Here is a 12,651-nt window from a genome sequence, read left to right as displayed (position 1 = left end):
TTAATCCTCCACCGTACGGCCTTTTAAGGCGAACAAGCCGCGGGGACGTTTTTGAATGAATAGAATGATGAATACCAATACCAGAATTTTGGCTAATACCGCGCCAGTAAAGGGTTCTGCTAGTTTGTTAGCGACCCCTAGAGTTAAGGCGCCAATCACCGTGCCAAACAAGTTACCCACGCCGCCAAATACCACCACCATGAAGGAATCGATGATGTAGTTCTGGCCAAGGTTTGGCCCAACGTTGGTTAACTGGCTTAAGGCCACACCCGCAATGCCGGCAATGCCCGAACCTAAACCAAAGGTCATGGCATCCACCCAGCTAGAGCGAATGCCCATGGAGTTAGCCATGGCGCGGTTTTGGGTTACGGCGCGCATCTGCAAACCAAAGAAGGTCTTACGTAAAATCGTCCACAACAGTGCCACCACCAAGAAACTAAAGACGATGATGTAAAGACGGTTGTAGGTTAGCGACAGCACGCCATTAATTTCTAAGGAGCCACTCATCCACTGCGGGGTAATTACCGCTTGGTTTAGAGGGCCAAAGATACTGCGCACCGCTTGTTGTAAGATCAGGCTTAAGCCAAAGGTGGCCAATAGCGTTTCTAATGGGCGGCCATATAAGAAGCGAATAATGCCACGCTCAATCAGTACCCCCACTAAACCAGATACCACAAAGGCGGCTGGTACTGCCACTAATAGTGACCATTCAATACTGTTGGGCATTAGCTGCTGAATCACGTAGGTGGTATAGGCCCCCAACATGATCATTTCACCGTGGGCCATGTTAATCACGCCCATTACCCCAAAGGTAATCGCCAAACCGACGGCAGCCAGCAGCAATACTGCGCCAAGGCTCAAACCAAAGTAGATATTCTCGGCTATACCATTAATTTGCACCAACTGTTGGTTAGTGGCTACCGCTTTATCAATCGCGGCCAGCACTTGTGGGTCTTGCTCTTTGGCCTGCTGTTGATTGAGTACGTTTCTGGAGGCTTGGTCCAATTGCCCTGACAACAGCTGAGCCGCGGCGATACGCGCTTGCGGCTCACCGTTTTGCAACACAATGATCGCCTGCATTTCTTTTAGCTTGGCAATCACCGCCTTATCTGACTCCGCCACCAAGCGCTTTTCTATCATCGGCATGAAGCTTTCGTCTGCTTCATTCATTAACGAGCGTACTGCGGCAATGCGCTCCGCTGGATCGGCAGCACTTAAACTAATTTGTGCTAAGCCACTGCGCAGCTGACGACGAATGCTGTTGTTGACTGTGATTTTTCTAATTTTAGATTTGCTAACAGCGCCGAGTTCACTACCGTCAAGCACCGAACTGAGTTGATATTGGCCGTCTTTCTCTATGGCCACTACCACCAGTCGGTCGGATTTTCGATAATACAAGTTGGCGTCGAGTAAACTTTGAAAAATGAGTTGATTACGCTCATCATCGATGTCGATGAGCTGTTCGATTAGCACTTCTTTTTGATTATTATTTTTAGCGCTGGCGAAGGCCTGTACGACCTGGTTCCAATCACTTGCCGCAGCGGGTAATGCGATTAACAGTAGCAAAGCGCTTAGCCACAAGTGTGAAAGACGAGATATGTATATGCTCAAAACAATCCCTACTTTTTAATTGATGTTGTACAAAAGGCGCGGCTAACTCTGTCAGTCGCGCCTTTTTAAAGGCGTGCCCTAGGGCACTTTGTGAGGTGCGCGAACTAAACTAGTAGTTTTGACCTGAACATTGACCCGTTTTAATGTTGAAGTTGCCGCACTTAATGGGCGCAGTCCAATCGGCTACGATGGTGGCAGATTCTTCTAGGTGGTCAGTCCAAGCATCACCAATTACGCCACCCATGGTTTGCCAAACGATGTCGAATTGACCATCAGCTTGGATTTCACCAATCAGAACTGGTTTAGTGAGGTGGTGGTTGGTGTTCATTACTGCGTAACCGCCAGTTAGGTTAGGTACCACAATGCCATACATTGCATCACGTACTTCGTCAGTGTCGGTTGTACCGGCTTTTTCTACCGCTTCAGCCCACATCTTGAAACCGATGTAAGTAGCTTCCATTGGGTCGTTAGTCACTCGTTTGTCATCGCCAGTGTAGGCTTTCCAAGCTTCGATGAAGGCTTCGTTGGCTTCGCTATCGGCGCTTTGGAAGTAGTTCCATGCAGCTAAGTGACCCACTAGTGGTGCGGTATCAAAACCAGATAGTTCTTCTTCACCCACTGAGAACGCAACAACAGGAATGTCTTCAGCAGAGATGCCTTGGTTGGCTAGCTCTTTATAGAAAGGTACGTTGGCATCACCGTTAATAGTTGAAACAACGGCGGTTTTCTTACCCGTGCTACCAAATTTCTTCACATCAGAAACAATGGTTTGCCAGTCAGAGTGACCAAATGGGGTGTAGTTGATCATGATGTCAGCTTCTTTTACCCCTTTCGCTTTTAGGTAAGCTTCAAGGATCTTGTTGGTGGTACGTGGGTAAACATAGTCAGTACCAGCTAATACCCAACGCTCTACACCTTCTTCATTCATCAAGTAATCCACCGCCGGAATGGCTTGTTGGTTTGGCGCAGCACCGGTGTAGAATACGTTTTTAGAGCTTTCCTCACCCTCGTATTGAACTGGGTAGAACAACATGCCATTTAGCTCTTCAACTACCGGTAATACCGACTTACGTGATACTGAAGTCCAGCAACCAAAAATCACATCCACTTTTTCTTTGTCGAGCAATTCACGGGCTTTTTCGGCAAACAATGGCCAGTTTGACGCAGGGTCAACTACCACCGGCTCCAATTTCTTACCTAATAAACCACCCTTTTTGTTTTGCTCTTCAATCATCATTAATACGGTATCTTTCAGTGTGGTTTCACTGATGGCCATGGTGCCAGATAAAGAGTGCAATACGCCTACTTTAATGGTTTCTGCTGCTTGAGCTGCATTAAGAGAGAAGGCTAGCGCAACGCCACTGGCGACAGTAGCGAGCTTTTTCCATTTGCTTTGTTGTGTCATTGTGCTGTTTCCTATTTTTATAGTCTTTTTAAAGCATGCGATACCTCATGCAGTGCTGAACTAACTACAGCATTGACCATGCCAAACAAATAAAACAACGAAAAAACAATACGTTAAATAACGTAGAGAAAAATAAAGGCTTCACAAAATGCACAGTGGCCGAGCGTTTGCCCCAAAAAGATGCACCAAAATAAGAGGTGAATAAATAACCCCCAAGACAATGCACCAATATAAAGCAAGCGCACCATGATAGATCGCTATGTAACAAACGTTTCATCAAAAGGTACCTAGAAACAGGCATGTAGGATAGATTGCCAAAACTGGTTTGTTTTTTGCTGTTAATAATGCAATAAATTTAAACCCTAGCTTCTTACAAGGATCAGTGTGAGCCAACAGACTCAAATAACGCCTTCAGCGCAGGATGCCCCCATTAAGCAAGGTTGGTTAGCCAAGCTCGAGCTAGGCTTTGCCCCCATCGCCAACAAAACCCGCTTAAGCTTAAATCGCAGTTTTGGCCCACTGCGGGTTCAACGCCCTTTTCACCCAGAGCTGGAAGCACCAGACTGCTGCCATGTTTATTTGCTGCATCCACCGGGGGCTTAGTGGCTGGAGACCAGCTACTAATGAACGTAGAGTGTTTAGAGGGCAGTAAAGTGGTGCTCACCACCCCCGCCTCGGGCAAACTTTATCGCTCTAACTTGGCCCGCCAACAACAAGCCCAGCAGCAACGCTTTCACCTAGAAAATAACAGCAGCTTAGAATGGCTACCGCCAGAAACCATCGTGTTTAACGGTGCGCAAGGGCGTTTAGACAGCCATTTCATGTTGCAAGGCAATGCCCAGCTCATTGCTTGGGAAATCACCTGTCTAGGCCGCCAAGCCAGCGACGAAGAATTTGAGCATGGCGAATTATTGCAATCGATTAAAGTGTATCGCGAGCAGCGTCCACTACTGATCGAAAATACCCGTATCGACAATGCCGTGACTGCCAACAACCCTGCGGCCTTAGCCGGGCAATCGGTATACGCCTGCATGCTGGCCACCGTTGACCAACTTAGCGAAGCCCAGCAAAAACAACTACTGGAAAGCCTGCGTAGCCAATTGGACTGCCCACAATTGGGCTTAAGTTTACTCAGAGGTTTACTGGTATTGCGTTATCTGGGTAATAACGCCGAGCAAGTAAGAAAACAGTTTGAACAAGCATGGGCCATTATTCGCCCCTGTACCTTGGGCTTGAAAGCAGTAGCCCCACGCATTTGGAATACCTAATTTAAACCGATCACGAGGCCAATATGGAATTAACCCCAAGAGAAAAAGACAAGCTATTGTTGTTTACCGCCTTCCTCGTCGCCGAGCGACGCAAACAAAAAGGCTTAAAGCTCAACTACCCAGAAACGGTGGCTTATCTGTCAGCCAGCATCGTAGAAGGCGCTCGCGAAGGACGCAGTGTTGCCGAATTAATGAGCTGGGGCCGCACCCTGCTAAGTCGTGACGATGTGATGGATGGCATCGCCGAGATGGTTCATGAAGTACAAGTTGAAGCCACCTTCCCCGATGGCACCAAGCTTGTCACCGTGCATAACCCGATCCCTTAGGCCCAGTACAGAGGAACAGAATATGACACCTGGAGAACTGATTATTGAGGATGGCGAAATCGAGCTAAATGTCGGTTTAGCCACCATCACCATCGATGTGGCCAACAGCGGAGACCGTCCGGTACAGGTAGGCTCTCACTACCACTTTGCCGAAACCAATCCGGCCTTGCATTTTGACCGCCAAGCCGCTCGCGGCTTTCGCCTTAACATCGCCGCCGGCACTGCGGTACGTTTTGAACCCGGCCAAAGCCGCCAAGTCGAGCTGGTTGCACTAAGCGGCAGACGCGAAGTCTATGGCTTTAGAGGCGAAGTAATGGGTCACCTAGAAGATGAGGAACAAGCATGAGTAAGATGGATAAACGCGCCTATGCCGAAATGTTTGGCCCCACCGTTGGCGATAAGGTACGCCTTGGCGATACCGAACTGATCATTCAAGTAGAAAAAGACTACGCCCAGTACGGCAGCGAAGTAAAATTTGGCGGCGGTAAGGTAATTCGTGATGGCATGGGGCAAAGCCAAGCTGGTTGTAACATGGTGCCGGATACGGTGATTACCAACGCCCTGATCCTCGACCACTGGGGCATTGTTAAAGCCGATATCGCATTAAAAGAAGGGCGCATTCAAGCCATTGGTAAAGCGGGTAACCCCGACATTCAAGACGACATTGATATTGAAATTGGCGCGGGCACCGAAGTCATCGCTGGTGAAGGTCAAATTGTCACCGCTGGGGTATCGACTCACACATTCACTATATTTGCCCTCAGCAAATTGAAGAAGCTTTAATGTCGGGCACCACCACCATGCTAGGCGGCGGCACCGGGCCTGCCACCGGCACCAATGCGACGACTTGTACACCGGGGCCTTTCCACTTAGGCAAAATGTTACAAGCGGCCGACAGTTTTCCGATGAACTTAGGTTTCTTGGGTAAGGGTAATGCCAGCCTGCCACGCCCGCTAGAAGAGCAATTGGTAGCAGGCGCCATGGGCTTGAAGCTACACGAAGACTGGGGCACCACTCCCATGTCCATCGACAACTGTTTAACGGTGGCCGAAAAATACGACGTGCAGGTGGCGATCCATACCGACACCCTGAACGAATCCGGCTTTGTGGAAGACACCATTGCCGCCTTTAAAGACCGCGTTATCCATACTTACCATACCGAAGGTGCCGGTGGCGGCCATGCCCCCGACATCATTACCGCCTGTGGTTTAGACAACGTATTGCCGTCATCGACCAACCCAACCCGCCCCTATACGATAAATACCGTAGATGAGCACTTGGACATGCTGATGGTATGTCACCACCTCGATCCGGCCATTCCCGAAGATGTGGCCTTTGCCGATTCGCGGATCCGCAAAGAAACCATCGCCGCCGAAGACATTCTGCACGACTTAGGTGCCTTCTCGATGATTGCATCCGACTCCCAAGCCATGGGCCGGGTGGGCGAGGTGATTACTCGTACTTGGCAAACTGCGCACAAGATGAAGGTACAACGTGGCCTATTACCCGAAGACCAGGAAATCGGCTGCGATAACTTCCGTGCTAAACGCTACATCGCCAAATACACCATTAACCCGGCAATCACTCACGGTATCGCCCATGAAGTGGGTTCTATCGAAGTAGGCAAACTGGCCGACTTGGTATTGTGGAAACCGGCCTTCTTTGGCGCCAAGCCCTCACTGATTATTAAAGGTGGTGTAATTGCAGCCGCGCCGATGGGCGATCCAAACGCCTCAATCCCCACTCCCCAGCCAGTACACTACCGCCCCATGTTTGGCGCCTACGGCAAGGCCATGAGCGAAACGCGAGTGACCTTTGTTTGCCAAGCGGCCATTGACGCCAAAATTGATGAAAGCTTGGGTTTAAGCAGCCGTTTAGTGGCCTGTAAAAATACCCGTAACATCAGAAAGCAAGACATGGTGCACAACCATTATCAACCGCATATGGAAGTCGATTCGCAAACCTATGAAGTGCGCGCCGACGGCCAATTGTTAGAGTGTGAACCGGCTGCCGAGCTACCGCTGGCTCAGCGCTACTTTTTATTTTAAGGAGAGAATGAATGTTAAAGGTGTATCAAACCCTCCATCATTACCATGGGCCTATTCATCATCAGGTGGTGTTGAGCTATGAACTGCGTAAAAAAGCGCGGATTAAGGCACAAACCGAAGCCCAACAAGACATTGGTTTCTTTTTAGAGCGCGGCCAAGTGCTACAAAATGGCCAATTGCTAGAAGCTGAAAACGGCGAAGTGGTAGAAATTAAAAGCGCCGATGAGCAAGTAACCACCGCCTACAGTGATGATCCCTTGATGTTTGCCAAGGTCTGTTACCACTTAGGTAACCGCCATACGCCACTGCAAATTGGTGAGGGCTGGGTACGCTTTCAACCGGATCACGTACTGCAAGACTTAGTGGAACTGTATGGCCTGCGGGTTGAACAGCATCAAGCGCCCTTCGACCCAGAAACCGGTGCTTACCACAGCCATTTACCGGGGCATAGTCACTAATGAGTAGTATGGCGCAATTACAGTTAATGCGACTGGTTAGCCCCAGCTTACCGGTGGGCGGCTTTGCCTATTCGCAGGGCTTGGAGTACGCCATAGAAAACAACTGGGTAAACAATCCCAAAGAACTAAAAACGTGGATTGCTGGGGTATTACAAGCGGGCCTCGCCTGCTTGGACATTCCAATGCTGGCGGCCTTATACGAGGCTTGCTCAGAGCAAGATTTTGCTAAATTTGAAAGCTTAAATCTGGAACTGATCGCCAGCCGAGAAACTCACGAGTTAGAACTTGAAGACATTCAAATGGGCAATGCGCTACGCACCTTGCTAAGCCAGCTGGATGAAGGCATCACCGCGCCTCTGAGCGATGAAGCCATGAGCTGGACCAGCATGTTTGCCTTGGCTGGTGTGCATTGGCAAATAACGCTGCCAGAGTTAGCCGATGGTTATCTGTGGACTTGGCTAGAGAACCAGTTAGCGGTAGCCGGTAAAACCCTGCCTTTGGGGCAAACCGCCTGCCAACAGCTACTCAGCCAATTACTGCCGCTGCTACCACGAGCGCGCCAAGCAGGTTTGGCCTTGCCTTTTGAAAATATAAGCGGGTCGCTACCAGCCTTGAGCTTGGCTAGCGCCCTACATGAAACCCAGTATTGTCGGCTGTTCCGCTCTTAAGAGCAGCTGCAGATAAGAGGAACAATGATGAGCATAAAACAAACTTTACGTGTTGGTGTTGGTGGTCCAGTGGGCTCAGGCAAAACTGCCCTACTCACCGCCCTTTGCCGCGAGCTAAAAGATCGCTTCAACCTAGCCGTGGTCACCAACGATATTTATACCAAGGAAGATGCCCAGTTTTTGTTGCGTAATAACGCCCTAGCTGAAGATCGTATTCTAGGCGTTGAAACCGGTGGCTGTCCGCATACCGCCATTCGCGAAGATGCCTCGATGAACCTAGCCGCAATTGCCGAGCTAAATCGTCGCCATCAGGGCTTAGACTTAGTATTAGTGGAAAGTGGCGGTGACAACCTTAGCGCCACCTTTAGCCCAGAGCTTAGCGACTTAACGCTGTATGTGATCGATGTGAGTGCTGGCGACAAGATCCCCCGTAAGGGTGGCCCCGGCATCACTAAATCAGACTTATTGATCATCAACAAAACCGATCTTGCTCCTCATGTGGGCGCCTCCCTAGAGGTGATGGATCGCGATGCCAAGAAAATGCGCGGTGAGCGTCCTTTTGTCTTCAGTAATCTAAAAACCAACGAAGGCTTACAAGACATCATCAACTTTATTATTGAACAAGGCATGCTCGAAGAAGCAGCCACCACCGCTAACTAATCTATTTTTATAAGGATATTGATCATGAAAAGACTACTCGCTCTGGCCGCTGGCCTATTAATCAGCTTACCCAGCTTCGCTCACGAAGGTCATCACCACGGACTAAGCGACGGCTTATTGCATCCACTTACCGGCTTAGATCACCTAATCGCTTTAAGCTTAATTGGTCTACTTGCCAGTCAGAGCGGCAAGTTAAAGCTGAGCCTAGCCCAGAGTTTATTCGCTTTGGTATTGGCAGCCATCGTAGCCAACATGGGCTTTGTGCCACCGATGTTAGAAACTGGTTTAGCTATCTCGCTATTAGTGATGGCGGTATTGGTAGCCAAAGTACTGCCGCGCTCGGCTGGCATCGCTAGCCTAGTCGTGTGTTTAGTGGCGGCCTTACACGGTGCTGCCCACGGCAACGAAGTACCGGCAGCGGCCGATCTTAAACTGTTCTTTGCTGGCTTCATCAGCAGCTCAGTAGCGCTAATCTGTAGTGGTTACTTCATTGGTAAACAACTACAGCGCAGCCAATACGGCGAAAAATTCACTCGTGCCATTGCTGGTGTAGCGGGTGCCTTCGGTCTTAGCGCACTAATCGCTTAAGCCAGATACGGTCGCCGCCGCAAAGCCCTTTGCGGCGGCGACAAATTTAGGAAACTACGGCATAATGCCGCCATGACAGCGATACCTCTCTCACAACAGCCACTTTTCCAGCAATGCCAACTAAGGCCGAAACATATTGCCTTAAGCATTGATGGGCAGCAATTTAGCTATCAACAGCTCTATAACATGGTCGCGTCCACCGCCGCCCAGTTACAACAACAAGGGCTTACCAAGGGCAGCCGACTATGTTGCTTTTCTGCTGATCCGCTGCCAATACTGCTATTGCAACTCTGCAGCTTACATTTGGGTTATTTATTTTGCCCAATCAATCACCATCACCCGCTCAGCCAATTGCAGCAATTAAGCGAGCAGCTTGATTGCCAATTCTATTGGAGCGATTCTGAACTCAAGTTAGAGGGACCTCGACGAATTAATTTCGACCCTCATTTGGCGCTGAGCCACCAGCCCATAGCCCTAGACAGTGAACGGCCAATGAGCGTGGTATTTACCTCGGGTAGCAGCGGCCCAGCCAAAGCGGTGGTACATTGCTGGCGTAACCACTACTACAGCGCTCTGGGTTCACAAGCGATGATCCCGCTCGATGACCAAGACCAGTGGCTATTGTCGCTACCGCTTTACCATATTGGCGGGCAAGCCATTGTCTGGCGCTGTTTGTTAGCGGGGGCGCAAATTGTAGTGGCGCAAAATAAAGGCCAGCTATTTGCTGATTTAAACAGTAACCAAGCCAGTCATGTATCATTGGTGCCAACCCAGTTGTACCGCTTGCTGACCGAACAAAAATTTTGGGCTCACTGTTTGCAGCTAAAACACATTCTAGTCGGTGGCGCGGCCTGCAACGATAACCTTATCGAACAAGCGCTGAGTCGGGGCTTTGAGGTATACAGCTCTTATGGCAGCAGTGAGATGAGCTCACAAATTGCCACCCGCCGTCACCGCCTCGAACAAAGCGCCTATCAGCTGCTACCGCATCGTCGCGCCAAGATCCATCGGGGTGAGATTTATTTACGTGGCCAAACCTTGTGCTTAGGCTATTGGCAAAATGGCGAGGCCATTCTGCCCTGCGACGCCGAGGGCTGGTTTAACAGTGGTGATTTAGGGACAATTAACGGCGCCCAGCTAACGATACAGGGCCGCAGCAATAACATGTTTATTTGCGCCGGTGAAAATATTCAGCCAGAAGAAATAGAATGGGCCTTGCTGCAATACCCTTCAATTGCTCAAGCCATTGTGGTGGCTCAACATAGTCCAGAATATGGTCAGCGACCGGTGGCCTTTATTCGTTACGCAACCTCATTTAAGACGGAGCAACTAGAAACATTTTTACGTGAGCGTTTAGCGGCGATCAAATTACCGATCGCCTATTATGAACTACCTCAGCAGCTCTCGCTGAAACCCTCAAGAAGCGAGCTAAGCAAGCTGGCTAATCATAAGCCGAGCTGCTGTGACCAATGTTGAAACTCTGAAATACTAATCCAAGATTGTTGATAGGCGTGTTGTAAGGCACTTTGCTGCTGTTGTTGCAGATCTTCATGGGAATCAGGAACAAAACAACATGCTCCCTTAAAATACTGTTCTCGTTCTGCCAAATAACGGTTTAGCAAGCCGGTTTTTGCGAAATCATTGCTATTTATCATAAGCACTCCTCACCACTAGAAATAGCTAGCGCTCAAGGGTAGCAAGCAAAAAAGCTACCGCTTAACTTACATTTATCACGGGTTTTGCTTGGCGACAAGCGCTATTTTCATGCGGCGGGCATTCTGCTTATTTTCCAATCAAAGTTAGCTCCAACCAGCAGCAGATAGCCTAGCACCAGGCGCTTTAAACGCCACGAAAACCCCAGCCTAAGCACTAGACCATATGGGCCTGAGCTCATCGAAGCAGACAAATTCTGCTAGCCTTAAACCAAATGGATAAATTGGCATTCGCATGCAACAACCCGATCTCAACTTACTCTGCCGTTTTATTGAAGCCTACGAACAGCGCCACCACTACCCAGAGGTGTCGAGTAAAGGGCAACACGAGCAAGTCTTTCGTGACTTAGAAAATAGCCTCAGGTGTTCGCTATTTAATGCCGATTACAGCAAGCTCACTCCCCAGGGCGAACTACTGTATAAACGCACCAAACAATTACAGCAGCAAATCAGCAACCTGTTGCAACGCCCCCATAGCAAACCTGCGGCGCGAAAAATCACCATAGGCTTGGATCAATTCGTGCCCACCCAAAGCTTATTACGCAGCTATCCTCGGTTTATTAGTGAGTTATCCTTGCAGCAACTGCAAATCGTACAACTAGACAGCGGCCCCTTACTACAGCAATTAGCAAGCGGCGAGCTAGATATGGTATTAAGGGTGGCACAAGCGCAAAAACCGCCAAAAACCCACTCTAGACGCTATTGCAACTTAAACCTAGCCTTGGCCTGCTCGGCCAACCACAGCCTCACCAAGCACCAACAGCTCAGCGCCGAGCAACTGCAAGCGCAGCGACAACTGTGCCTAAGCCAGCTCCCAGTAGACTTAAAACTCAATCGAGTGAACCGTTGGCAAATTAGCCACCGCGAAATGTTACACGACTTACTAGTACTGGGCATGGGTTGGGCATTGGCCCCGCGACATTGGCTAGAACATAGCTTTAGAAATGGTAGCTTGGTGGAGCTGCATTTAAGCAATTACTTCTCGGCTAATAAATTGGAAATCGAAATCCTCTGGTTGAGCAAGCAATACGACAGCCAAGTGGCACAGTGTCTAAACCTACTAGGGCTGAATGCTTATGATGGATGAAAATGCCCAACAACAAGCACTACTAGCCTTTGTTAGCCTAGCCAAGTACGGAGAGCTGGCTAAAACCGCCCAGCAACTCAAATGCAGTGAACCCGAGCTTCAGGCGCAGATTCAGTCATTGCAACAAACTTTGGGCTGTCAGCTATTTATACCCGCTGCGCGCTTTTACCAGCTTAGCCCTGACGGATTAGCACTTATTGAACAAGCCGAACTAATATTGGCTCGCTATCAAGAGCTCACTCAGCATTGTCGTTATCTACAACTGGGGAAAAGCCTTAGCGTGAATATTAGCTATCAACACTGGTTTCCCAGCCCTTGGTTAACCTTATTAGCCTGTCACCTACAAAGCTTTGAGCCTTTATTAGAATTACAGTTCTCTAATAGCCAACAACACAACATCCATTTCAGCTTCTCGGCGCGCGCCCATCATCAAGACTATCAAGTGTATCCGTGGCGTAAAGCCAAGCTAATCAAAGTGGCCCATCCGAGGTTGGCCAACCACCGACACGCCTTTGATGATTATTTAAAGCTATTCGATATTAGGGAGAACCAGCAAAATAAATTGTTTGTTGGCGAAACCTTGTTACTGGATGCCTTAGAAGCCGGCCTCGGCTGGGCAATATTGCCAGAAATCAGTGTTGAATCGAGACTGGCAGAAGGACAACTTAAGGCGTGGCCCGAGCCTTTTGGCGAACTGGCCAGCTACTTACATTTGTCGAAACACTGTCCGCAAGATATTCACGCTTGGCTGCTACAACAAACCAGTGGCGATGAATAAACACCAACAAGCCGTTATAATGAGCCATTGCCATTAACCAAG

Annotated in this window: 14 protein-coding genes and 1 pseudogene; 12 read left to right on the top strand and 3 right to left on the bottom strand. The window is 49.2% G+C overall.

The window, feature by feature from the left end; translation table 11 throughout:
- Both urtB and urtA read right to left on the bottom strand, forming a co-directional pair.
- Positions 1-1,611, bottom strand: a complete 1,611-nt coding sequence (gene urtB / locus AR383_RS14060; RefSeq protein WP_055733702.1) for an urea ABC transporter permease subunit UrtB — start codon at positions 1,609-1,611, stop codon at positions 1-3.
- A gap of 109 nt (positions 1,612-1,720) precedes the next feature.
- Positions 1,721-3,016: an urea ABC transporter substrate-binding protein gene (gene urtA / locus AR383_RS14055; RefSeq protein ID WP_055733701.1), complete on the bottom strand. Its 1,296-nt coding sequence runs from the start codon at positions 3,014-3,016 to the stop codon at positions 1,721-1,723.
- A 384-nt stretch (positions 3,017-3,400) separates the two neighbouring features.
- Here urtA and AR383_RS14045 point away from each other — a divergent pair, with 384 nt between their 5' ends.
- From AR383_RS14045 to menE, 10 genes and pseudogenes are all read left to right on the top strand, one after another.
- Complete coding sequence (locus tag AR383_RS14045; RefSeq protein WP_055733699.1) at positions 3,401-3,619, top strand: urease accessory UreD/UreH family protein; 219 nt, start codon at positions 3,401-3,403, stop codon at positions 3,617-3,619.
- Positions 3,620-3,639: 20 nt separating this feature from the next.
- Positions 3,640-4,284, top strand: coding sequence for an urease accessory protein UreD (locus AR383_RS14040; protein ID WP_055733698.1), 645 nt, complete (start codon positions 3,640-3,642; stop codon positions 4,282-4,284).
- Positions 4,285-4,307: 23 nt separating this feature from the next.
- Positions 4,308-4,610: an urease subunit gamma gene (ureA, locus tag AR383_RS14035; RefSeq protein ID WP_055733697.1), complete on the top strand. Its 303-nt coding sequence runs from the start codon at positions 4,308-4,310 to the stop codon at positions 4,608-4,610.
- Between the two features lie 22 nt (positions 4,611-4,632).
- Positions 4,633-4,956 (top strand): urease subunit beta, encoded by a 324-nt coding sequence (locus AR383_RS14030; RefSeq protein ID WP_055733696.1) that lies wholly within the window; start codon positions 4,633-4,635, stop codon positions 4,954-4,956.
- Positions 4,953-6,658: pseudogene (gene ureC, locus AR383_RS14025) on the top strand (urease subunit alpha). The gene AR383_RS14030 and the pseudogene ureC overlap by 4 nt, the downstream one beginning before the upstream one ends.
- Before the next feature lie 11 nt (positions 6,659-6,669).
- Positions 6,670-7,116: an urease accessory protein UreE gene (ureE, locus tag AR383_RS14020; protein WP_055733695.1), complete on the top strand. Its 447-nt coding sequence runs from the start codon at positions 6,670-6,672 to the stop codon at positions 7,114-7,116.
- An 8-nt stretch (positions 7,117-7,124) separates the two neighbouring features.
- Positions 7,125-7,784, top strand: coding sequence for an urease accessory protein UreF (locus AR383_RS14015; RefSeq protein WP_188407580.1), 660 nt, complete (start codon positions 7,125-7,127; stop codon positions 7,782-7,784).
- 24 nt (positions 7,785-7,808) lie between these two features.
- On the top strand, positions 7,809-8,444 hold the full coding sequence (gene ureG / locus AR383_RS14010; protein ID WP_198150154.1) for an urease accessory protein UreG: 636 nt from the start codon (positions 7,809-7,811) through the stop codon (positions 8,442-8,444).
- A 24-nt stretch (positions 8,445-8,468) separates the two neighbouring features.
- Entirely contained in the window at positions 8,469-9,032 is a 564-nt protein-coding gene (locus AR383_RS14005; protein WP_055733692.1) for a HupE/UreJ family protein, read from the top strand.
- A gap of 72 nt (positions 9,033-9,104) precedes the next feature.
- Positions 9,105-10,508 carry an o-succinylbenzoate--CoA ligase gene (gene menE, locus AR383_RS14000; RefSeq protein ID WP_055733691.1) on the top strand — a complete coding sequence of 468 codons (1,404 nt, stop codon included), beginning with the start codon at positions 9,105-9,107 and terminating at the stop codon, positions 10,506-10,508.
- On the opposite strand, the gene AR383_RS13995 is transcribed toward menE, so the two are convergent.
- On the bottom strand, positions 10,478-10,687 hold the full coding sequence (locus tag AR383_RS13995) for a hypothetical protein (RefSeq protein WP_055733690.1): 210 nt from the start codon (positions 10,685-10,687) through the stop codon (positions 10,478-10,480). The two genes, menE and AR383_RS13995, sit on opposite strands and share 31 nt — an antisense overlap.
- Before the next feature lie 292 nt (positions 10,688-10,979).
- On the opposite strand from AR383_RS13995, the gene AR383_RS13990 reads away from it, so the two are divergent.
- Together AR383_RS13990 and AR383_RS13985 are read left to right on the top strand one after the other, a co-directional pair.
- Positions 10,980-11,831, top strand: a complete 852-nt coding sequence (locus AR383_RS13990) for a LysR family transcriptional regulator (RefSeq protein ID WP_055733689.1) — start codon at positions 10,980-10,982, stop codon at positions 11,829-11,831.
- Positions 11,821-12,609 (top strand): LysR family transcriptional regulator, encoded by a 789-nt coding sequence (locus tag AR383_RS13985; RefSeq protein WP_055733688.1) that lies wholly within the window; start codon positions 11,821-11,823, stop codon positions 12,607-12,609. Before AR383_RS13990 ends, AR383_RS13985 begins: the two co-directional genes overlap by 11 nt.
- Positions 12,610-12,651: the final 42 nt, after the last annotated feature.

This window comes from Agarivorans gilvus, from assembly GCF_001420915.1.
Classification (GTDB): Bacteria; Pseudomonadota; Gammaproteobacteria; order Enterobacterales; family Celerinatantimonadaceae; genus Agarivorans; species Agarivorans gilvus.
This window is presented reverse-complemented; position numbering and strand designations above follow the sequence as displayed.